Origin of the sequence: Bosea sp. OAE506 (assembly GCF_040546595.1) — a bacterium.
GTDB lineage: Bacteria > Pseudomonadota > Alphaproteobacteria > Rhizobiales > Beijerinckiaceae > Allobosea.
Window position 1 is genome coordinate 3,781,588 of the sequence record NZ_JBEPOB010000001.1, and the last position, 20,984, is coordinate 3,802,571.

17 protein-coding genes are annotated in these 20,984 nt (G+C 68.6%); 15 read left to right on the forward strand and 2 right to left on the reverse strand.

Features of this window, described 5'->3' with window-relative positions; genetic code table 11:
* The first annotated feature begins 137 nt into the window (after positions 1–137).
* The 12 genes from ABIE41_RS18380 (at position 138) to ABIE41_RS18435 (ending at position 14,394) form a co-directional block, all read left to right on the forward strand.
* A complete protein-coding gene (locus ABIE41_RS18380; RefSeq protein ID WP_192641709.1) occupies positions 138–1,169 on the forward strand; it encodes an LLM class flavin-dependent oxidoreductase in 1,032 nt (343 codons plus the stop codon).
* 157 nt (positions 1,170–1,326) lie between these two features.
* Positions 1,327–2,229, forward strand: coding sequence for a polysaccharide deacetylase family protein (locus tag ABIE41_RS18385; protein ID WP_192641710.1), 903 nt, complete (start codon positions 1,327–1,329; stop codon positions 2,227–2,229).
* On the forward strand, positions 2,226–3,620 hold the full coding sequence (locus tag ABIE41_RS18390) for an amidohydrolase family protein (protein WP_192641711.1): 1,395 nt from the start codon (positions 2,226–2,228) through the stop codon (positions 3,618–3,620). Before ABIE41_RS18385 ends, ABIE41_RS18390 begins: the two co-directional genes overlap by 4 nt.
* Positions 3,621–3,706: 86 nt before the next feature.
* Positions 3,707–4,600 carry a LysR family transcriptional regulator gene (locus tag ABIE41_RS18395; RefSeq protein WP_192641712.1) on the forward strand — a complete coding sequence of 298 codons (894 nt, stop codon included), beginning with the start codon at positions 3,707–3,709 and terminating at the stop codon, positions 4,598–4,600.
* A gap of 155 nt (positions 4,601–4,755) precedes the next feature.
* A complete protein-coding gene (locus tag ABIE41_RS18400) occupies positions 4,756–5,715 on the forward strand; it encodes an agmatinase (protein ID WP_192641713.1) in 960 nt (319 codons plus the stop codon).
* Positions 5,712–6,992: a Zn-dependent hydrolase gene (locus ABIE41_RS18405; protein WP_354192750.1), complete on the forward strand. Its 1,281-nt coding sequence runs from the start codon at positions 5,712–5,714 to the stop codon at positions 6,990–6,992. Before ABIE41_RS18400 ends, ABIE41_RS18405 begins: the two co-directional genes overlap by 4 nt.
* A 209-nt stretch (positions 6,993–7,201) precedes the next feature.
* Entirely contained in the window at positions 7,202–8,437 is a 1,236-nt protein-coding gene (locus tag ABIE41_RS18410; RefSeq protein ID WP_192641714.1) for a RidA family protein, read from the forward strand.
* Positions 8,434–9,102 (forward strand): DUF1028 domain-containing protein, encoded by a 669-nt coding sequence (locus ABIE41_RS18415; RefSeq protein ID WP_192641715.1) that lies wholly within the window; start codon positions 8,434–8,436, stop codon positions 9,100–9,102. The genes ABIE41_RS18410 and ABIE41_RS18415 overlap by 4 nt, the downstream gene beginning before the upstream one ends.
* Before the next feature lie 23 nt (positions 9,103–9,125).
* Positions 9,126–10,628, forward strand: a complete 1,503-nt coding sequence (locus tag ABIE41_RS18420; RefSeq protein WP_192641716.1) for an ABC transporter substrate-binding protein — start codon at positions 9,126–9,128, stop codon at positions 10,626–10,628.
* Positions 10,629–10,704: 76 nt separating this feature from the next.
* Positions 10,705–11,661: an ABC transporter permease gene (locus tag ABIE41_RS18425; protein WP_192641717.1), complete on the forward strand. Its 957-nt coding sequence runs from the start codon at positions 10,705–10,707 to the stop codon at positions 11,659–11,661.
* Positions 11,651–12,520, forward strand: coding sequence for an ABC transporter permease (locus tag ABIE41_RS18430; RefSeq protein ID WP_210320831.1), 870 nt, complete (start codon positions 11,651–11,653; stop codon positions 12,518–12,520). Before ABIE41_RS18425 ends, ABIE41_RS18430 begins: the two co-directional genes overlap by 11 nt.
* Entirely contained in the window at positions 12,520–14,394 is a 1,875-nt protein-coding gene (locus ABIE41_RS18435) for a dipeptide ABC transporter ATP-binding protein (protein WP_192641718.1), read from the forward strand. Before ABIE41_RS18430 ends, ABIE41_RS18435 begins: the two co-directional genes overlap by 1 nt.
* Positions 14,395–14,453: 59 nt before the next feature.
* On the opposite strand, the gene ABIE41_RS18440 is transcribed toward ABIE41_RS18435, so the two are convergent.
* Both ABIE41_RS18440 and ABIE41_RS18445 read right to left on the reverse strand, forming a co-directional pair.
* Positions 14,454–15,230 carry an SDR family oxidoreductase gene (locus tag ABIE41_RS18440; protein WP_192641719.1) on the reverse strand — a complete coding sequence of 259 codons (777 nt, stop codon included), beginning with the start codon at positions 15,228–15,230 and terminating at the stop codon, positions 14,454–14,456.
* Positions 15,231–15,244: 14 nt separating this feature from the next.
* The gene (locus ABIE41_RS18445; RefSeq protein WP_192641720.1) at positions 15,245–16,000 is read right to left on the reverse strand and encodes a GntR family transcriptional regulator; all 756 of its coding nucleotides are present in this window, start codon (positions 15,998–16,000) and stop codon (positions 15,245–15,247) included.
* Positions 16,001–16,107: 107 nt separating this feature from the next.
* On the opposite strand from ABIE41_RS18445, the gene ABIE41_RS18450 reads away from it, so the two are divergent.
* From ABIE41_RS18450 to ABIE41_RS18460, 3 genes are all read left to right on the forward strand, one after another.
* Positions 16,108–17,370, forward strand: coding sequence for an ABC transporter substrate-binding protein (locus ABIE41_RS18450; protein ID WP_192641721.1), 1,263 nt, complete (start codon positions 16,108–16,110; stop codon positions 17,368–17,370).
* Between the two features lie 155 nt (positions 17,371–17,525).
* Entirely contained in the window at positions 17,526–18,401 is an 876-nt protein-coding gene (locus ABIE41_RS18455; RefSeq protein ID WP_192641722.1) for a branched-chain amino acid ABC transporter permease, read from the forward strand.
* A 7-nt stretch (positions 18,402–18,408) separates the two neighbouring features.
* Positions 18,409–20,934, forward strand: a complete 2,526-nt coding sequence (locus ABIE41_RS18460) for a branched-chain amino acid ABC transporter ATP-binding protein/permease (RefSeq protein ID WP_192641723.1) — start codon at positions 18,409–18,411, stop codon at positions 20,932–20,934.
* Positions 20,935–20,984: the final 50 nt, after the last annotated feature.

Genomic DNA, 20,984 nt, shown 5'->3' on the forward strand with positions numbered 1-20,984 from the left:
TGTTAAGGCGCAGGGCTTCGCGTTTGCAGGCGACGAGGCGCGGCGCCATCGCCCGCTTGCGCGTCATTTGCCCGTTTATGCGGCAGTCACGGGTGTTTACCCCCTCTCGCATCCTGCTCGCTCACCGGAGGGACGCCATGTCCGATGATCTCGAATTCGGCCTCGACACCTTCGGTGACGTGACGGCGGCGCCGGACGGGACGGCCCTGCCCCACGCCCAGGTCATCCGCAACCTCGTCGCGGAAGCGGTGCTGGCCGACCGCGTCGGCATCGATTTCTTCGGTGTCGGCGAGCATCACCGCGACGATTTCGCGGTGTCCTCGCCCGAGACGGTGCTGGCGGCGATCGCGGCCAGCACGAGCCGCATCCGGCTGGGGTCGGCGGTGACGGTGCTGAGCTCGGACGATCCGATCCGTGTCTTCCAGCGCTTCTCGACGGTGGACGCGATTTCGAACGGGCGTGCCGAGGTCATCCTCGGGCGCGGCTCCTTCACCGAATCCTTCCCGCTCTTCGGCTTTGATCTCAGCCAATACGAGACGCTGTTTTCCGAAAAGCTTGACCTTTTCGTCGCGCTGATCCGGCAGCGCGCCGTAACCTGGCAAGGTACGTTCCGGCCGCCGCTGACGAACCAGCGCGTCTTCCCGCCGATCGAGAGCGGGCGCCTCAAGACCTGGATCGGCGTCGGCGGCAGCCCGGAATCGGTCGTGCGCGCCTCGCGCTATTCGCTGCCGCTGATGCTGGCGATCATCGGTGGCGATCCGGCCCGCTTCAAACCCTATGTCGATCTCTACCGCCGCGCCTTCGCGCAGCTGGGCGAACCCGTGCTGCCGATCGGCGTGCATTCGCCGGGCTTCGTCGGCGAGACGGACGAGGCGGCGCGCGACCTGTTCTTCCCGCACTACAAGCGCATGCGCGACCGTATCGGCGGCGAGCGCGGCTGGCCGCCAATGGGACGCGACGAATTCGAGCGCGAGATCGCGCAGGGCTCGCTCTATGTCGGCTCGCCCGAGACCGTGGCGCGCAAGATCGCCGCGACCGTGGCGACGCTGGGTCTCTCGCGCTTCCAGCTCAAATACAGCGCCGGCTCGCTCCCGCATGAGGCGGCCCTGGGCTGCATCGGGCTGTACGGGGAGAAGGTCGCGCCGCTGGTGCGCGACATGCTGAGCTGACGGGCTGAGGGGCCACGGGGCGCGGCGCTATCACCGGGGCGAATAGAGCGGCGCCATAAATCATAGCGGCGAGGAGCCGGACGGCATCGCCGGGCGCATGCGCCTTGCTATCCTCGTTCCGTGAGGCGCGGTTCGCCTCGCGCCACGAGAGGTTCCGATGACGCCCGTCTTCCCGATGCGGATCGCCAATCCCGCCGACCCGGCGCCGGATTATCCCTGGCCCGCCGGCAGGAGCTGCGCGCTGTTTCCGGCCTTCGATGTCGATGGCGAGACCGCCTGGCTGCAGCACGACGCCGCCAACACCGACCGGCTGGTGACGCTCTCCTTCGGCGGCTACGAGGAGCGCGTCGGCGTGCCGAAGATCCTCGGCCATCTGCGATCGGTCGAGATCAAGGCGACGTTCTTCATTCCAGGCTGGATCGTCGAGGTCCATCCGGCGACGTGCGAGGCGATCGTCCGCGACGGGCATGAGATCGGCCATCACGGCTATCTCCACAAGCGCCCCGACCCGGCCGATTTCGACGAGGACGTCGAGGAGTTCGAGAAGGGCATGGAGGCGCTGAAGCGTGTGCTCGGCGTGATCCCGGTCGGCTACCGGGCGGCCGGCGGCGAGAACTACGACGAACTCCTGGCCTATCTGCGCGAGCGCGGCATCCTCTACTCCTCCTCGTTTCGCGACGATATCCGGCCCTACCGGCACCGGCAGCGCGACGGCTCGGCCGGGGTGGTGGAACTGCCGATCAACGCCTCCTTCGACGACTGGCTCTACGGGCTGTCGCAGCGCTTCAGCCCGCGCCCGATGTTTCCCAGCGAGCATGTGCTCTCGATCTGGAACGGCGAACTCGACCAGACGCGCGAATGGGGCGGGCTGGTCAGCATGGTCATGCATCCGCAGGTCTCGGGGAGGCCGATGCGCTTCGGCATCATGCGCGATTTCCTGGCGCGGGCACGCGGCTTCGGCGATGTCTGGATCGCGACGGGGCGCGAGATCGCCGAGCATTTCGTAGCGCAGGAAAAGGCGGCAACGGCCGGCCTCTCCAACCAGCGGACGCAGCCATGAAACTGCTCATCACCGGCGCCACGATCGTCACCTGCAACGAGGAGCGGCGCATCCTGCAGGACGCTGCGATCGCGATCACCGGCGACCGGATCGCCGCCATCGGCGAGACCGCCACGCTGGAGCGCGAGTTTCCGGCGCATGAGCGGATGGCGGGGCGCGGCCTCGCCGTTCTGCCCGGCTTCGTCAACGCGCATACGCACACGGTGCTGACGGCGCTGCGCGGCACGGTCGAGGACTGGGACGGCGAGATCATCTACCGCTACATGTCGCCGATCTCCTACACGATGAGCGACCATGAGCGGGCGGTGATGGCCGCGCTCGGCTGCCTTGAGGCGATCCGCAGCGGCACGACCACGCTGGTCGACCCGTTCCGCCATGTCCCCTCCTATGCCGGCGCGATGGCCGATACCGGCCTGCGGCTCTGGCTTTCGGAAAGCTGCGCCGACATCGACACGCGCAAGATCCGCTTTGGCGAATACGGGATCGACGAGGCCTTCGGGCGGCAGTTCCTGGAACGCACGCAGGAGCTGATCGAGACCTGGCACGGCGCGCGCGACGGCCGGGTGAGCTGCCAGGTCGCTGCGCATGCCCCCGACAACTGCTCGCCCACCATGCTGGCGGAGATCATGGACCTCGCCGCCCGCCACGGGCTGACGCGCACCTGCCACCTCGCCCAGAGCCCCGGCGAGGTCGCGGCGGTGAAGGCGGCGCACGGACTAACGCCGGCCGGCTATCTGGAGCGCGAGGGTTTCCTCGGGCCGGACCTGACCTGCGCGCACTGGACCTTCTGCACGCGCGAGGACATCGAATTGCTGGCGCAGCGCGGCGTCCACATGGCGCACAATCCGGCGCCCTCCTCCCGCAAGGGGCCACATCGCGTTCTGATCGGGCCGATCCACGACGCCGGGGTCAACATCGCGCTCGGCACCGACAACATGACCGAGGACATGTTCCAGGCGATGAAGATCGGCATGATCGTCCACCGCGCCGGCTTCGGCCGCGCGCAGGAGGGCGGCGTCGATCCGCAGCCTCAAGCCGTGCTCGACATGGCCACGCGCAACGGCGCCCGCACGCTGGGGGCGCTCGACCGGATCGGCTCGCTCGACGTCGGCAAGAAGGCGGACATCACCCTGCTCGACCTCGACCAGCCGGCGCTGCGGCCCATCCTGCGGCTGACCTCCAACATCGTGAACTACGCCCATCCCGGCGTCGTCCATTCGGTGATGGTCGATGGCGCCTTCGTCATGCGCGACCGCAAGGTGCTGACCGTGGACGAGCCGGCGCTGCTGGCGGAGGCGCAGGCGGTGACGGAAGCGGTCTGGCGACGGATGGTCGAGGCAAATGCCGACATCGCGCCGCCGCGGGGCGAGATGCCCTTCCTAGACGCGTGAACGAGACGCCGCTTGCGGCGAGCCACGCAGTGGCACATGATTTGCTGACGAAATAGGGAGCAGCCCACCCTATTCGGAGGCGTGATATGAACCTGCGCCAGATCGAACTGCTTCGAGCGGTTGTCCGCTGCGAGACCACGGTGCGCGCGGCGCATGAACTCGGCCTGTCGCAGCCCGCCGTCAGCAACGCGATCAAGCATCTGGAGAGCCAGATCGGCTTTCCGCTGTTCGAGCGCGTCAACAACCGGCTGTTCCCGACGGCGGAGGCGCGTGAACTGTGCCTCGATTCCGATCCGATCTTCAGCATGCACGCCGCTTTCGAGGCGAAGGTGCAGGATCTGAAGGAGAACCGCACCGGGCATATCCGCATCCTGGCGACGCCACCTCTGGGCTACAGCGTGATCCCGATCGCGCTGCGCAACCTCCTGGAAAAGCGCCCCAATACCCGCGTTTCCTTCGACATCCGCCGCTTCGAGAACGTGGTCGAGAGCGTTGATAACGGGCTGGCGGAACTCGGCTTCGTGCTGGGGCTGAACGATTATCGCGGCGTCGAGAGTGAGTGCTTCTTCTCCGAGCGCATGGTCTGCGTGATGCGGCCCGATCATCCGCTCGCCGCGAAAGAGACGATCACGCCCGACGATCTGCGCGCCACCGCCTTCATCGCGCTGGAACGCGGCACGCGGATGGGGACGATCGTGCGCCAAGCTTTCGCGGAGGTCGGCGTGCCGTTCCGCTCCTCCGTCGAGGTCCGCTACTGCAACACCGCCTGCATCCTCGCCGAGACCGGCATCGGCGTTGCGGTGGTCGATCCGCTCTCGCCGCTCTCCTCCCGCAACCTCGCGGTGCGGCGCTTCGAGCCAGCCTCGCCGGTGTCGGCCTCCGTCGTGTATTCGCGCAAGCGGCCGCTGTCGCGGGCCGCGCAAGCCTTCCTGCGGGAGGTGCGCGTCGTGGCGGGCGAGACGGCGCCGCGCCTCTCCTGACGGCCTGAGTATTCGCCGGACGAATGCCACCCGCGGATTCCTGATAAGCGCCTCCATTGCCTGTGCTGCCCCCCTCCAGCAGTGTCGGGCGAAAGTCGGCGACCCCTCTCTCGGCGAGGGCGGAGAACCGGCGAACAGCCGGCGAGGACAGCCCCATGTCGTTGACGACCGCCCCGAAGACGGGCCACGCGACCTTTCTGTATTCGGAGCTGGCGACCGATCTCGACCATCTTCAGGCCGACATCGCCTTTCTCGGCATCCCCTATGGCGATGCCTACAGCTTCGCCGAGATCGTCAACGACCAGACCAACATGCCCGCCGCGATGCGCCGCGCCACGGACCGGATCGTCCGCTCGATCGAGCGCTATGATTTCGATCTCGGCGGCCCGCTCTATGACGGAAGGCCGATCCGCACCGTCGATTGCGGCGACATCGTCGGCGATTTCCGCGACCTCTCCGCCCATTCCATCAAGGCGGAAGCCGCAATCCGCAAAATCCGGGCGGCGGGCGCCATGCCGATCGTGCTCGGCGGCGACCATGGTGTGCCGATCCCCGTGCTGCGCGCGCTCGACGGCGACGGGCCGATCACGCTGATCCAGATCGACCAGCATCTCGACTGGCGCCAAGAGGTGAACGGCGTCACGACCGGCTATTCCAGCCCGATCCGGCGCGCTTCCGAGATGGCCCATGTCGGCGAGATCTTCCAGATCGGCCTGCACGGCACCGGCAGCGCCCGGACCGAGGAGGTCGAGGCGGCGCGGGCCTATGGCGCCCATCTGGTGACCTCCTACGACGTCCATGAGCGCGGCATGCAGGCGGTGCTCGACCGGATTCCCGCGGGCGGACGCTACTACCTGACGATCGATCTCGACGGCATCGATCCCGCGATCGCGCCGGGCGTCGCCGGCCCCTGTCCGGGCGGGCTGACCTTCCCGCAGGTGCGGACGCTGATCCACGGCCTCGTCGGCAAGGGCCGCGTCGTCGGCATGGACGTTGTCGAGATCACCCCGCGCAGCGACGTCAACCAGATCACCTGCATTACGGCCGGGCGCTTCGTCGTCAACATGATCGGCGCCGCCGTCCGCGCGGGCTATTTCGACAAGGCCGCCTCGTGATCGCCCCGGAGCGGTTGGCGGCGGCGGTCGCGGCCAAGCGCGGCCTGGCCGAGCGGCTGTTCGGAACCCTGGCCGAGGGCAGCCAGGGCCATCCCGGCATCATGCGCGACACCTATGGCGCGGGTGAGGATTTCGGCCATCGCGTCTTCGCGGAGGCCGCCGCGGCGGCCGGCCTTACGGTCACCACCGACGCCTCGCTCAACACCTATGCGACCTGGCACGGCAGCGATCCGGCTGCGCCGGCGATCCTGATGGGCTCGCATCTCGACAGCGTCCCCCATGGCGGCAATTTCGATGGCGCGGCCGGCGTGATCGCGGGCCTCGTCACCCTCGCCGCTTTGCGCGACCTCGGGGTCGCGCCGCGCTGCGACCTGACCGTGATGGGTGTCAGGGCCGAGGAGAGCGTCTGGTTCCAGGTCTCCTATATCGGCAGCCGCGGCGCGCTGGGGACGCTGCCCGAGGGCGCGCTGGAGGCCAAGCGCATCGACACGGGCCGGTCGCTCGCCGACCATATCCGCGACTGCGGCGGCGACGCCGAGGCGCTGCGGCGGCGCGAACGGAGCCTGGACCCCAAGCGTATCCGCGCCTTCCTCGAGGTTCATATCGAGCAGGCGCCGAGCCTGGTGGAAGCCGGTTTCCCGATCGCCGTCTGCACCGGCATTCCCGGCAATTTCCGCTATCCGGCAGCGCGCATTCTCGGTCGCTACGACCATGTCGGAACGCCACGACGCTTCCGCCGCGACGCCGCCATGGCGGGCATGGCGCTGGCCGCCGAACTGGACGCGATCTGGGCGGAGCATGAGGCGCTGGGCGATGGCATGGCCGTGACCTTCGGGCGCTTCCACACCGATGCCGAAAAGCATGGCATGACCACTGTGCCGGGCGAGTTCCGTTTCAGCCTGGATGTGCGCGCCTATGACGAGGCGGTGCTCGCCGGTGTCGAGGCGCGGATGCATCAGGCAATCGCGCGGATCGAGGCCGAACGCAGTGTCGTCTTCGAACTGGGAACGCGCGCCTCGGCCGCCGTCGGGCCGGTCGATCCCGGCATCCGGGCGGCGCTGACGGCTGCGGCGGAGCGGCTCGGCATGCCCGCCATGCCGCTCGGCAGCCCGGCCTCGCATGATTCCGCCGCCTTTGCCGCCGCGGGTGTGCCCGTGGCGATGCTGTTCGTGCGCAACGAGCATGGCAGCCACAACCCGCGCGAGGCGATGGAGATCGACGACTTCATGGCGGCCGCCACCGTGCTCGCGCAATGGGTCGCCGACAACGCCGCCTGACCAGGCTGACGACGACGCAAGGGGCCTATAATCGCGGCGAATAATGTGGGCCGGTTTTTAATTCGATCCCGGCGGCGGTTCCGGCCTAGCCTCTGCGGCGTGCCGGGATGCAAGTGCAGGGTCCGCCGCCGCGGGCTCCGTTCTTGCATCGCCGGCACGGCCTGAGACGCGCCGCCGCCGCGAGGCCCGGTGCGCGCCGCGGAGACCCCATGCAACGCCACGCCATCGCGCCCGCCGCCCTTCCCGGCATCGCCCATCTTCCCGTCGCCGGGGCCGTGCGCGCCGGCGAGCGTGTTTTCCTTAGCGGTGCGAGTGCGCTCAACCCCGATGGCAGCATCGCCGGCATCGGCGACCCGACAGCCCAGACCCATGCCGCGCTCGACCGGCTCGAGGCGGCGCTGAAGGAGGCCGGCGGCTCACTCTCCAGCCTGACCAAGCTCACCACCTGCATCGTCGACCGCGGCTATCGCGCCGAGGTCTATGCGGTGATCGCGGAGCGTCTTCCCGAGGTCCGCGCCGTCAGCACAGGGCTGGTGGTCGCCGGGCTGGCGCTGCCGGAGCTGATCGTCCAGATCGACGCGGAAGCCGCGATCCCGTCCTCGCCGCCGCGCCACACCCGGCCCTACACCTTCGAAAGCTGGCACGGCCAGGGCTTCCCCTGGCAGGGTTCGATGGTGCTCGCCACCGACGAGGAGTTCTTCCTGCGCGGCCAGACCGGCGCGGGGCTCGACCATAGCGGCGTCAAGGCCAAGGGCCGCGGCATCGCGGATTCCGCCGCCCAGGCGGACCTCGCCATGGCGAACCTCAAGATGCTGCTCGACGAGGCCGGCGCCTCGGTCGAGGACATCTGCAAGATCACCGTCTACATCTCGGACCGCGCCTATCGCGCCGGCGTCTACCCGATGATCGGCAAGCATCTCGCCGGGGTGCGACCGGTCTCGACCGGCATCGTTACCACCGGCTTCGCCCGGCCCGACATCCTGTTCGAGATCGACGTGACGGTCGTCCGCAAGCAGGGCGGAAAGCCGCATGAGCGGCTACGCACCTACCACTCCAGCGCAGCGCGTTACGGCACCGAGCAGCAGCCGCTCAACTGCGAGTTCTGCATGGCGGTGGTGTCGGGCGACCGCGTCACGCTGCGCGGCCAGACCGGGATGGGGCTCGACGAGGTGCTCTACGGCGCCGGCGCCGCGAAGGTGCAAGCGCAGGTCGCGATGGACAATGTCGCGACGCTGCTGTCGGAGGCGGGAGCCGGCCTCGACGACGTCGCCAAGGCGACCGTCTACGTCACCGACCGGGCCTTCCTCGCCGAGGTCAACGCGGTCGTCCGGGAGCGCCTGGGGGACAATGCCAGCGCCTTCACCAGCGTCATCGTCAAGGGGCTCGCCAGCCCCGAGCTGCTGATGGAGGTCGATATCGTCGCCATCCGGAAGGGCGCACGATGACCTATTCGCTCGCCGGTCGCTGTGCCCGCACGGGCATGCTCGGGGCGGTGGTCACCACCTCCTCCATCGCGGTGGGCTCGCGCTGCCAGCATGCCTCTGCCGGCGTGGGCGCGGCGCTGACGCAGCACATGACCGATCCGCGGCTCGGCCCGCTGATGCTGGATCTGCTCAAGCGCGGCTACTCCGCGCAGCAGGCGGTCGATGCCGCGGCCGCCGCCACGCCGCGCAGCGACTGGCGCCAGCTCGCCGTCATCGACGTCACGGGGCGCACCGCGAGCTTCAGCGGCGGAAACGTCCAGCCCGAACTGGCCGAAGTGCATGGGCGCGACTGCGTGGCGCTCGGTAACATCGTGCGCTCGAAGGAGGTGCCAGCCGCCATGGTGCGCGCCTTCGAGGCCGATCCGGCGTTGCCGCTCGCCGCCCGGCTAATCGCGGCGCTGAAAGCCGGCGACGAGGCCGGTGGCGAGTTCAAGCCGCTGGTCTCGACGGCGCTGATCGTCGCGCATGAGCAGGCCTTTCCCTATGTCGACCTGCGCGTCGACGGCGATGCAGACCCGATCGCGACGCTCGAGCGCCTCTGGCGCGAATACGAGCCGGTCGCCGATCTCTACGTGACGCGGGCGGTCGATCCGGACACCGCCATCGCGAACCGGCCGAAGAGCTGACCAACGACAACGAGGGGATCACCATGCGACGACTTCTATCGACATTGGCCGTCACGATCGGCCTTTCGACGGCGCTGACGGCGCTGCCCGCCGCCGCCCAGGGCACCGTGCGCGTCGCGCTCGGGACGACGCTGAGCCAGCTCGACCCGGCCAAGACAACGATCGGCGACGAGTATGTCTACGTCCACCTGCTGTTCAACGGGCTGTCGCGCATCGATCCCGACATGACGGTGAAGCCCGATCTCGCCGAGAGCTGGACGGCGTCCGACGATCTCAAGACCTGGACCTTCAAGCTGCGCCAAGGCGTCAAGTTCCACCATGGCCGGGTGATGGACGCCGAGGACGTGGTCGCGACGATGAATCGCATCCTCGACCCGGCGACGGGCTCGCGCGCCCGCACCGGCCTGTCGATGGTCGATGGCATCTCCGCCACCGACCCGATGACGGTCGAGTTCAAGCTCAACATCCCCTATGCCGGCTTCGCCGACATCTTCGCCGACCGCAACCTGCGCATCGTCCCCAAGGACAAGCTCGCCGAGCTCTCGACGCAGCCGATCGGCACGGGGCCGTTCATGTTCAAGTCCTGGTCGCCCGGCGACCGGCTCGAGCTGGTCAAGAACCCCAGCTACTTTGAAGCCGGCCTGCCGAAGGTCGACGGCGCGACGCTGCGCATCATTCCGGAGTCCGCGGCGCGCATGGCGGCGCTGGAATCGGGGGCGATCGATATCGTCTGGAGCATGCCCTATGAGGCGGTCGACAAGCTGAAGACCAGTGCGACTGCACGGGCCGACAGCGTTTCGACGCCGACCTGGGATGGCGTGATCCTGAACAACGACCGCCCGCCCTTCAACGATGTGCGCGTCCGCAAGGCTCTGGCGCTAACCATCGACAAGGAGGCGATCGTCGAACTCGCCCTGTTCGGTCAGGGTAACCCGACCTTCAGTCCGATCCCGCCCAGCCACCCCTATTTCAACAAGGCGATGAAGTTCGCCCCGCCGGACATCGCGCAGGCCAAGAAGCTGCTGGCAGAGGCCGGCTTCCCCAACGGCTTCGACGTGCCGATGCAGGTGCCGCAGGAGCGCGAGCAGCGCGTGCGCGTCGGCGTCGCCGTGCGCGACATGGCCAAGGCCGCCGGTATCCGCATCAATGTCGAGCGGGTGCCCTTCGCCTCCTACACCGCCAATGTTGCTGGCAAGGCGCAGATGTATGTCGACGGGTACTTCGCCCGGCCGACGATCGATACGGCGATCTATCCGTTCTACCATTCGTCCGGAAGCTGGAACAAGCAGCTCTGGCTCTACAAGGACGTGCGCGTCGATCAGCTTCTGGACGACGCCCGCAAGACCAATGACGAGGCAGCCCGCAAGGTGATCTTCGGCAAGTTCCAGGAGCTCGTCGAGGAGACCGTGCCCGGCATCATCGCCTACTCGGCGGCGCATGTGAACGGCGTCAGCAAGAAGGTCGACGGCTTCAAATCGACCCCGATGCAGTGGCTCGAGCTCAAGAGCGTCTCGATCAAGCCCTGATCCAAGCCTCTGCGCCCGCCCTCCCCGCGATGCGGCGCGGGCGGGCGCAGCCCCGGCTCACTGGAACCCGTCTCCAATGGCAGCCTACATCACCCGACGCCTGGCCTTCGTGGTCCTCGTCCTCGTGGCGGTGTCGATGCTCGTCTTCGGCGTCACCACGCTGCTGCCGGCCAATGTCGCCTATCTGATCCTCGGCGCCTTCGCGACGCCCGAGCAGGTCCGCGCGCTCGAGCTCAAGCTTGGCCTCACCGACCCGGTCTGGCAGCAATATCTGCGCTGGGCCGGCGGCTTCGTCATGGGCGATCTCGGCGTTTCGACACTGATGAACCGGCCGGTCGGGCCGATGCTGCTGGAAGCGCTGCAGCACTCGCTCATGCTGACGGGCCTCTCCTTCGTGCTGATCGCCGTCATCGGTGTGGGCCTCGGCGTCGCCGCCGCGCTGCGCCATGGCCGCCCGCTCGACCACGGCGTCTCGGTCGCGACCTATCTCGGCATCGCTGTGCCCGAGTTCTTCTGGGCGATCGTGGTCATCATCGTCTTCGCCGCCTGGCTCGGCTGGCTGCCGGCCTCGGGCTACGAGCCGATCTCGGCCGGCGTCTGGGAATGGGCCAAGCACCTGATCGCGCCCACCATCACGCTCGTCTTCGGGCATCTCGCCCATGTCTCGCGGCTGACGCGCTCCAGCATGATCGAGGTGATGCAGAGCCCCTATATCACCGCCGCCCGCGCCAAGGGCCTGCCCGAGCGGGTGATCGTGCTGCACCATGCGCTGCGCAACGCTCTTTTGCCGACGATCACGGTGCTGGCGCTGGATTTCGGCCGGCTGATGGGCGGCATCGTCGTGATCGAGACCGTCTTCGCCTATCCCGGCCTCGGCCGGCTCGTCGTCTTCTCGATCCAGAACCGCGATCTGCCGACGCTGCAGGCCGCGATCCTGGTGGTCGCCGCGATCTACGCGCTCGCCAACCTCCTGGCCGACCTGCTCTATGCCCGCCTCAACCCAAAAATCCGGTTCGGCCGCCATGTCGCCTGAGCCAGCCCTCGCCACGCCGGCAAAGCCGCCGCGCAAGCCGATGCCGCTGCAGCTCAAGGCCGGGCTTGCCATCACCGGCACCATCCTGCTGCTCGGGCTGCTCGCGCCCTGGATCGCGCCCCACCCCTGGGACACGATCTCGATGCGCACGCGCTTCCTGGCGCCGAACGCGACCTATTGGCTCGGCACCGACGAATATGGCCGCGACGTGCTGAGCCGCCTCCTGATGGGGGCCAGGCTCTCGATCGGCATGGGTGTCGCGGCGACCCTGTTCAGCCTCGCCATCGGCGTGCCGATGGGGTTGGCGGCCGGCTATTTCCGCGGCTGGGTCGATGAGGCGCTGATGCGGCTGGCCGATGTGCTGATGGCGATCCCGCCGATCATGCTCGGCCTGCTCGTGCTGGCGGTGACGCCGCCCGCCCTGTGGAAGACCGCGCTCGCCGTCGGCTTCGTCTACATCCCGCCGATCGCGCGGCTGGCGCGCAGCGTGACGCTGACGCTGGCCAATGAGGAGTTCGTGCAGGCCGCCAAGGCGCGGGCCGAGAGCACGTCCTACATCCTGTTCCGCGAGATCCTGCCCAATGCCTGGCCGCCACTAATCGTCGAGGCTAGCCTGCGCGTGACCTATGCGATCCTGCTCGGCTCGGCGCTGTCCTTCCTCGGGCTCGGCGCCCAGCCGCCCAGTTCCGACTGGGGGCTGATGATTTCGGAGGCGCGCTCCTTCCTCGACCGTGCGCCCTGGATCGCGCTGGCTCCGGGGCTGGCCATGTGCCTGCTGGTGATCGGCATCAACCTGCTCGGCGACGGCGCCCGCGAGCGCCTCGATCCGCGCCTCAAGGCGCGGCTGGGGAAGGCCTGATGCTGATCATCGACGACCTGACCGTCCGCTACCGCACCGCCGGCGGCGAGATCGAGGCGCTGTCCTCGGTCAGCCTCCAGGCCCGCAGGGGCTCGACGCTGGCACTCGTCGGCGAATCCGGCTCCGGCAAGAGCACGATCGCGCTGGCCGCCATGGGGCTTTTGCCGGCGGAGGCCTCCGTACCCTCGGGCCGCATCCTCTTCGACGGCGCCGACATCCTGACCATGGGGGACGAGGCGCGCCGGCAATTGCGCGGCTCGCGCATCGGCCTCGTCTTCCAGGACCCGTTCTCGGTGCTGAATCCCAGCTTGCGGATCGGCGACCAGGTCGGCGAAGGCCTCGTGCATCACCGCGGCTTCACGCCGGAGGCCGCCTTCGAACGGGCCATCGCGCTGCTCGACGAGGTCGGTATCGTCAAGCCGGACGCCGTCGCGAAGGCCTATCCGCACGAGCTCTCGGGCGGCATGCGGCAACGCGCGCTGATCGCGGGGGCGCTCGCCTCGGAGCCCGAGCTGCTGATCCTGGACGAGCCGACCACGGCGCTGGACGTCACCATCGAGGCGCAGATCCTCGACCTGCTCGAAGATCTGCGGGCCCGGCGCGGCCTGACGATGCTCTTCATCAGCCACAATCTCGGCGTCGTCCGCCGGATCGCCGACGAGGTCGCCGTGCTCTATGCCGGGCAGATCGTCGAGCAGGGCGCGACCGAGGATGTGCTGCAGCGACCGGCCCATCCCTACAGCAAGGGGCTGCTCGCCGCGATCCCGCGCATCGGCCGCAAGACGGCGCGGCTCGCCGCCATTCCCGGCCGCCTGCCCGATCTGCGCCAGCCGCCGACGGGCTGCCGCTTCGCGCCGCGCTGCCCCTTCGCAACGCCCGACAGCCAGGCTCCGCAGAGCCTGCGCGACATCGGCGGCCGGCTCGCGCGCTGCAGTTCCGCTGAGACGCTGCGCGAAACGCCCTGGCCGGTCCAGGCGGAGGCCGACGCCGTCGGATCCCCCTCACCCGCCACCCAGGCGGTCACGGCCGAGCCGGTCGTCGCCGTCGAGCATCTCACCAAGAGCTTCGTTCTCGGCCGCGGCAAGCTGCGCTTCGAGGGCTGGCGCCCGGTTCGCGACGCCATCCGCATCCGGCCGGTCGACGACATCTCGCTGACGATCGCGCCCGGCGAGGTCGTCGGCCTCGTCGGCGAATCCGGTTCCGGCAAGACGACGCTGGGGCGCACGATCCTGCGGCTGGTCGAGGCGGATTCCGGCGTCATCCGGATTGGCGGCGAGACCGTCTCCGGCAAGCCGCAGAGCGCGCTCGAGGCGATGCGGCGCACCGCGCAGATCGTCTTCCAGAACCCGGATTCCTCGCTCAACCCGCGCAAGACGATCCGCGAGCTGCTGGGCCGGCCGATCGCCCGCTTCGGCCTTGCGCCGGCGGCCGATATCCCCAGGCGCGTTGACGAACTGCTCGATCTGGTGCGCCTGCCTGTCCATTACGCCGACCGCTACCCGCACCAGATGAGCGGCGGCGAGAAGCAGCGCGTCGGCATTGCGCGGGCGCTGGCGACGCAGCCGCGCTTCATCGTCTGCGACGAGCCGGTCTCGGCGCTGGACGTCTCCGTGCAGGCGGCGATCGTCAACCTGCTGGCGGATCTCAAGGACCGGCTCGGCGTCGCCTATCTCTTCATCTCGCATGACATCTCGGTCGTCGCCCATCTCGCCGACCGGGTGGCGGTGATGCATCACGGCAAGATCGTCGAGGTCGGTCCGGCGGACGCGATCATGAACGCGCCGAGCCACCCCTACACGATCAGGCTGCTGTCAGCCGTGCCGCGCGTCGATGGTCCGGCGCATGCGCGCCGCGAGGCGGTCGTCGCGGAATAGACTGCTGCGCGAATCACTTGGGGGCGTTTGCTCTCGCGGCGCATAAGCGCTGTGCGCGCTCAGGCGAGCATGCGCGTATCGCCGCAGACCGAGATCTCCTGCCCCGAGATCGTCTTCGCGAAGGGCGAGGCGAGGAAGACGATCTGTTTGGCGATGTCGGCGGGGTCGACGAACTGCTTGATCGAGACGCCGGCAAAGAGGCGCTGCGTCATCTCGTCATGCGAGACGTTGAAGCTGCGCGCCTTGTTGGCGATGACGCTCTGGATCCGCGGCCCCTCGACCAGGCCGGGGCAGATCGCATTGGCGCGGATGCCGAATTCGCCGAGCTCGGCGGAGAGCGCCTTGGTGAAGCCGATGACGCCCCATTTCGCCGCGGCATAGGGCGAGCGCAGCGGGAAGCCGTGCTTGCCGGCCTGGCTGGAGAGATTGACGATCGAGGCGTTCGTCGACTGCTTGAGATGCGGGACCGCCAGCCGCGTGCAGTTGAACTGCCCGGTCAGGTCGATGGCGACGCAGGAATCCCAGTCCTCGGGCGCGATCTCGTCGACGCGTCCGGTCGGGCCCGCGATGCCGGCATTGTTGACCAGGCAGTCGAGCCCGCCCAGCGCTGCCAGTGCCTCCTCCATCAGCCGCGCGACGGCCGCCCGGTCCGAGACGTCGCAGACCGACTGCGTCATCGCCGGGTCGCTCTTGGCCATGTCGGCAAGCGCGCCGCGATCCACATCGCAGATATGGACCTTCGCGCCCTCGGCCGCGAAGGCGCGCGCCGTGGCGCGGCCGATGCCATTGGCGCCGGCCGTCACCAGCACGCGCAGCCCCTTGATCTGCAGGTCCATTCCGTCTCTCCCCGTCAGGCCCGAAGCTGGCCCGTTTCTTCGATATGGGCGGCCGCGGCCGCGATGTCGTCTTCCAGCGCCGCGCGGGCGGCCGGCGCGTCCCGTCGGCGCACGGCCTCCAGCAGGCGGGCATGGGCCTGCATGGCGCTGCCGCCTTCAAGCCGGCGCGGCTCGTGGCGCATGTCGAGATTGAGGATCGGCCCCGCCTTGAGCCAGAGCCGCTCGATCATCTCGATCAGGCTCGGCATAGCGGCCGCCTCGTAGAGCGCGAAATGCAGGTCTCGATTGGCCGCGACGGCCGCGGCACTGTCGGGCGGATCGGCGCTCGCCGCCTGGCGGAAAGCGGCGTCGAAGGCCATGATCCGGTCGATGTCGGCCGGCGCCGCCTGCCGCGCCGCCTCCTCCGCCGCGAAGCCCTCGACCACGAGCCGCAGCCGGGTGAGCTCGCGAAACTGCGCCAGCGAGAGCACGGGCACGCGCACCGCCCGGCCGGGCAGTACCTCGAGCGCGCCATCGGCCGCAAGCCTGCTGACCGCCTCGCGCACCGGCATCATCGAAACGCCGAGCGCTTCGGCGACGCGGCGCAGCGACAGCTTCTCGCCGGGCGCCAGACGGCCCGCGACCAGCAGCGCGCGCAGCTCGCCCGTGACGCGCTCGCCCAGCGTCTCGCGCGGCAGGGCGCCGATGGCGTCGAGCGCCGAGGCGTCGGCCTCCCCCGGGGGAGCCGGCCGCTCGGAGGCGGTTCGCGAGGGCTGGACAGCAGCGGTCATGTCTGCCAACCTAACTGTGATCACAGATCACGACAAGCGGCGTCAGACCGCTGATCAACATCCGCCGACGCCACAACGGTGCGGCGTCCGTTCTGGGAGGAACGTCCATGTCAGACCTGTTGAAGACGACCCGACTCTCGCGCCGGCAGGCGCTGGCCGGGCTCGGTGCCGGCACCGCCGTCGGCCTGATCGCCAGCCCCTCGATCATTCTGGCGCAGACGCCCGACGCGATCCGCTTCGGCCATCTGACGCCGCGCACGGGCTTTCTCGGCCCGCTCGGCGAATACGGCGTGATGGCGGTCGATCTCGCGGTCGAGGAGATCAACGCGGCGGGCGGCGTCAACGGCCGCAAGCTCGAGGCGCTGAAGGAGGATTCGGTCAATCCGCAGACGGCTTCGACCAAGGCCGAGCGCATGATCGAGCGCGACAAGGTCACCTGCATTCTCGGCGAGATCTCCTCGGCCTCCTGCCTGACGATCTCGCAGGTCGCGGCGCGCAACAAGACGCTCTTCGTCAACACCGGCGGCAACTCCGACGCGCTGCGCGGCGAGAGCTGCAACCGCTACATGTTCCATGTCGAGCACCAGAACTCGATGTATGTGAAAAGCTGCGGCCGCTCGCTGATGGCGCAGGGGCTGGTGAAGGGTAAGAAGTGGTTCTCGCTCACCGCCGACTACGCCTTCGGCCATGACCTGCTCAAGGTCGCCAAGCGCTTCATGGAGGCCAATGGCGGCCAGTTCGCCGCCGACAAGCTGGTGCCGACCGACGCGACCGACTTCTCCGCGCTGCTGCTCGAAATCCGCGCCGCCAAGCCCGACCTCGTGATCTCGAACCTCGCCGGCAACCAGATCACCAACTTCCTGAAGCAGTATTCGGAGTTCGGCCTGACCTTCCCGGTCGCCGGCTTCGGCTTCGATACGGCTCTGGCCTGGGCCGCCGGCAAGGACAATTTCGCCGGCATCTGGCCCTGCGTCTGGCACCACCTGATCGACACCCCCGGCACCAAGGCCTTTGTCGCCGCCTTCACCAAGAAGTACGGCAAGCCGCCGGAGAACCAGGCCTGGGGCGACTACATGGCCGTGAAGATCATGGCGCAGTCGATGAACGAGCTGAAATCGACCGAGACGGCCAAGATCCTGGAGCATTGGGAGAAGGGCGCGAAGTTCGACGTGCTCAAGGGCCGGCCGGGCTACTTCCGCGCCTCTGACCATCAGCTCATCAGCGAGATGTACACGATCACGGCGCTGCCGGCCGCGCAGGTCAAGAACCCGTGGGATCTCTTCACCTCGTCCCCGGCCGTGCCCGGCCCCAACGAGGACATGGAGGTCATCGCCACCAGCGGCGACGAGGCCGTCTGCAAGATGAGCTGAGGGCTCGTTCGTCATTCTCGGGCGGCGCGCAGCGCCGACCCGGGAATCTCATGACGGGAGACTTCTGGTTTCCCAGATGGTCGGGTCAGGCCCGACCATGACGCGCCACGCTGAAGGCCCTTCCCTGCAGCGCGCTTTCCGATAAAGGCCAATCCTTGCTCACCCTCTTCATCCAGCAGGTGCTGAACGGGCTGCTCGACGGGGTCTATTACCTCCTGATCGCGCTCGGCTTGTCGCTGATCTTTTCGCTGGGCGGCATCGTCAATCTGGCGCATGGCGCCTTCTATGCGATCGGCGCCTATCTCACGATCGTGCTCGCGCCGCATATCGGCTTCGGCGGCGCCATGGTCGCCTCGCCCGTGCTGGTGGCGCTGATCGGCATCGTCGTCGAGCGCGGGCTGTTCCAGCGCTTCTATCGATCCGACCCGATCCTCTCGCTGCTGCTGACCTTCGGGCTCGCCATGGTGGCCGAGCAGTCGCTGCGCATGATCTTCGGCGCGCCCCCGCTGTCCTTCTCGATCCCGCCGGCGCTGCGCGGTCAGATCTTCATCGGCGACTTCATCTACTCGCGCTACCGGGCGATGCTCCTCCTGATCGCGGCCGGCTGCGTGCTGGGCCTCTGGTTCCTGCTGCAGCGCACCGCGTTTGGCCGCGTCGTGCGTGCCGGCGTGCAGAATCCCGACATGGTCGGCGCGCTTGGCATCTCGCTGCAGCCCTACATGGTCGCGGTCGCCGGGATCGGCATCGGGCTGGCTGGGCTGGCCGGCGTGCTGCTGGCGCCGATCTATTCGATCCATCCCGCCATGGGGCAGGAGATCATCACGCCGGCCTTCGTCGTCGTCGTCATCGGCGGCCTGGGCTCGTTCTGGGGCGTGGTGGTGGCCGCGCTGATGGTCGGGCTGGTGAAGGGCATCACGATCGGGCTGGGCTACACGCAATGGTCCACCGCCGTGATCTACCTGATGATGCTGCTCGTCCTGCTGTTCCGGCCCCGCGGCCTGTTCGGCGAACGCATCCAGCGTTTCGAGTGAGGCCGCGATGACTCCCCTCCAGCGCGATCACGCGCCGCTCTTCATCGCCGCCGCCGGCCTCCTCGCTTTGCCCTTCCTGATGCAGGTCATTGGGCTCGGCACGACGTCGGCGACCGAGATCGTCGTCTTCGCCATCGCCTGCATGGCACTGAACATCCTCGTCGGCACCACAGGCCTGGTCTCCTTCGGCCATGGCGCCTGGTTCGGGCTCGCCGCCTATGCCGCCGGACTGATCCAGCGCAACTGGCTGCCGGGGCAGTTTGCCCTGCCCATTCTTCTGTCCGTCGTCTTCGTCGGGCTGATCGCCTTTGCCTTCGGGGCGCTGATTCTGCGGCGCAAGGGCGTCTATTTCTCCCTGCTGACGCTGGCGCTGGCGGCGATGACCTATTCGGTCGCCTTCCGCTGGACGGCGGTGACCGGCGGCGAGGACGGGCTCGGCGGCATCAAGCGGCCGCTCTTCCTCGGCATCGACTTCGAGGATGCCTCGCGCTTTTACATCCTCGTCGCGCTGATCGGCATGGCGGTGGTCTATGGGCTCTGGCGCTTCCATCGCTCGCCCGTCGGCACCGTGCTGGTGGCGATCCGCGAGAACGAGCAGCGGGCTCGTTTCCTCGGCTATGCCACCGACCGCTACAAGCTGATCGCGTTCACGCTGTCGGCGGCGCTGACCGGGCTGGCCGGCTCGCTCCTGCTGTTCAACAACCGCATGACCTCGGCCGAGCCGATCTCGGTCGCTTTCTCCGGCGAATTGCTGGCGATGGTCGTGATCGGCGGCATGCGCTCCTTCCTGGGGCCGGCGCTCGGCGCGCTGTTCTTCGTGATCTTCCGCGACTACCTCTCCAGCATCACGCCGAATTGGCTGTTCTGGTTCGGCCTGCTCTTTGTCGGCTTCATCGTGTTCTCGCCGACCGGCATCGTCGGCTTTGGCGAGCGCCTCCTGCGGCCCTTCCGCAAGTCGGTCGTGGGCGATGCGGCGATGTCGGAGCGCAAGGCCGGCTCGGTGACGCTGCCGGCCTTCATGAAACCCAGCGATCCGATCGACGGGCCGATCCTGACCGCGCGGGGGCTCGCCAAGAGCTTCGGCGGCATCAAGGCGGTCGAAGGCGTCGACATCACCATGGCCGACCGGCGGCTGCATGCGCTGATCGGCCCCAACGGCGCCGGCAAGACCACGGCCTTCAACCTGATCTCCGGCTTGTTTCCGCCCGATCGCGGCGAGGTGAAGCTGCGCGAGCGCTCGATCGGCGGGATGTCGCCCGAGGCGATCACGCAGGCCGGCATCGGGCGCGCCTTCCAGATCACCAACCTGTTCCCGACGCTGTCGGTCGAGGAGAATGTGCGGCTCGCCGTTCAGGCCCGCGCCAGCGCTCGCTTCGGCTTCTGGCGGCCGGCCGGCGCGCTCGACGAGGTCAACGCCCAGACGACCACCGTGATCGACACGATGGGCCTGCGCGGCATCGAGACGGCGGAGGCCGGATCGCTGAGCTATGGCGGCCAGCGCCTGCTCGACATGAGTCTGGCGCTCGCCACGAAGCCGCGCGTGCTGCTGCTCGACGAGCCGCTGGCGGGCCTGGCGGCGGCTGAGCGCGAGCGCGTCGGCAATCTGATCAAGTCGATCTCGACCGACCTGCCGGTGCTCTTGGTCGAGCACGACATCGATCGCGTCTTCGCCATCGCCGACCATGTCACCGTGATGAACGAGGGCTCGGTGCTGGTCGACGGCACGGTCGAGGATGCGCGCTCCTCGCCGCGCGTGCAGGAGATCTATATCGGCTCAGGCGCGCATGCGCTGGCCGAGAAGCCGCGCCAGAGCGCAGCGCGATCGGGCGTCCTGCTCGGCCTCGACAAGGTCGACACCTTCTACGGCAAGAGCCACATCCTGCGGCAGGTCTCGCTCGACGTGCATGAGAACGAGATCGTCGCGCTGCTCGGCCGCAACGGCGCCGGCAAGTCGACCTTGCTGAAGACCATCACCGGCATCGCCCCGCCCGCGAGCGGCACGATCACGCTGGCGGGCCAGGACATCGCCGGGCAGCCGCCCGCCGCGATCGCGCGCGCCGGCATCGCCTATGTGCCGCAGGGCCGCGGGCTTTTCGCCGGCATGAGCGTCAAGGACAATATGGAGCTCGGCCGGCTCAAGCGGGTCACCGGCAACGGCACGCATTGGGACGATGACAAGATCTTCGCCTTCTTCCCGCGCATCAAGCAGCGCTGGCATTCGCCGGCCGACTATCTGTCGGGTGGCGAGCAGCAGATGGTGGCGGTGGCGCGCGCGCTCTCGGGCGACACCCGCGTGCTGCTGCTCGATGAGCCCTTCGAGGGGCTGGCGCCGGCCGTCGTCGAGGAGCTGTTCGAGGCCTTCGACAAGCTCCGCCAGGAGATCGGCATCGTCATCGTCGACCACCATCTCGACCTCGCGCTGGCGCTCTCGGACCGCACCGTCGTGCTGGAGCGCGGCAGCGTCGTCCATACCGGCCCCTCACGGGCGCTGAGCCAAGATCTCGCGCTCCGGCGGCAGGTGTTGTGGCTGTGATGGTTGTCCGCCTGCCGAACCCTTCCGTCATGCACGGGCTCGACCCGAGC

What these genes read in the sequence shown, in the direction of transcription:
- ABIE41_RS18425 (WP_192641717.1), top strand. Translation starts at nt 10,705, where the DNA reads ATGGCAGCCTACATCACCCGACGCCTGGCCTTCGTGGTCCTCGTCCTC.
- ABIE41_RS18395 (WP_192641712.1), top strand. Translation starts at nt 3,707, where the DNA reads ATGAACCTGCGCCAGATCGAACTGCTTCGAGCGGTTGTCCGCTGCGAG.
- ABIE41_RS18380 (WP_192641709.1), top strand. Translation starts at nt 138, where the DNA reads ATGTCCGATGATCTCGAATTCGGCCTCGACACCTTCGGTGACGTGACG.
- ABIE41_RS18420 (WP_192641716.1), top strand. Translation starts at nt 9,126, where the DNA reads ATGCGACGACTTCTATCGACATTGGCCGTCACGATCGGCCTTTCGACG.
- ABIE41_RS18410 (WP_192641714.1), top strand. Translation starts at nt 7,202, where the DNA reads ATGCAACGCCACGCCATCGCGCCCGCCGCCCTTCCCGGCATCGCCCAT.
- ABIE41_RS18415 (WP_192641715.1), top strand. Translation starts at nt 8,434, where the DNA reads ATGACCTATTCGCTCGCCGGTCGCTGTGCCCGCACGGGCATGCTCGGG.
- ABIE41_RS18390 (WP_192641711.1), top strand. Translation starts at nt 2,226, where the DNA reads ATGAAACTGCTCATCACCGGCGCCACGATCGTCACCTGCAACGAGGAG.
- ABIE41_RS18445 (WP_192641720.1), bottom strand. Translation starts at nt 16,000, where the DNA reads ATGACCGCTGCTGTCCAGCCCTCGCGAACCGCCTCCGAGCGGCCGGCT.
- ABIE41_RS18400 (WP_192641713.1), top strand. Translation starts at nt 4,756, where the DNA reads ATGTCGTTGACGACCGCCCCGAAGACGGGCCACGCGACCTTTCTGTAT.
- ABIE41_RS18450 (WP_192641721.1), top strand. Translation starts at nt 16,108, where the DNA reads ATGTCAGACCTGTTGAAGACGACCCGACTCTCGCGCCGGCAGGCGCTG.
- ABIE41_RS18440 (WP_192641719.1), bottom strand. Translation starts at nt 15,230, where the DNA reads ATGGACCTGCAGATCAAGGGGCTGCGCGTGCTGGTGACGGCCGGCGCC.
- ABIE41_RS18430 (WP_210320831.1), top strand. Translation starts at nt 11,651, where the DNA reads ATGTCGCCTGAGCCAGCCCTCGCCACGCCGGCAAAGCCGCCGCGCAAG.
- ABIE41_RS18435 (WP_192641718.1), top strand. Translation starts at nt 12,520, where the DNA reads ATGCTGATCATCGACGACCTGACCGTCCGCTACCGCACCGCCGGCGGC.
- ABIE41_RS18385 (WP_192641710.1), top strand. Translation starts at nt 1,327, where the DNA reads ATGACGCCCGTCTTCCCGATGCGGATCGCCAATCCCGCCGACCCGGCG.
- ABIE41_RS18460 (WP_192641723.1), top strand. Translation starts at nt 18,409, where the DNA reads ATGACTCCCCTCCAGCGCGATCACGCGCCGCTCTTCATCGCCGCCGCC.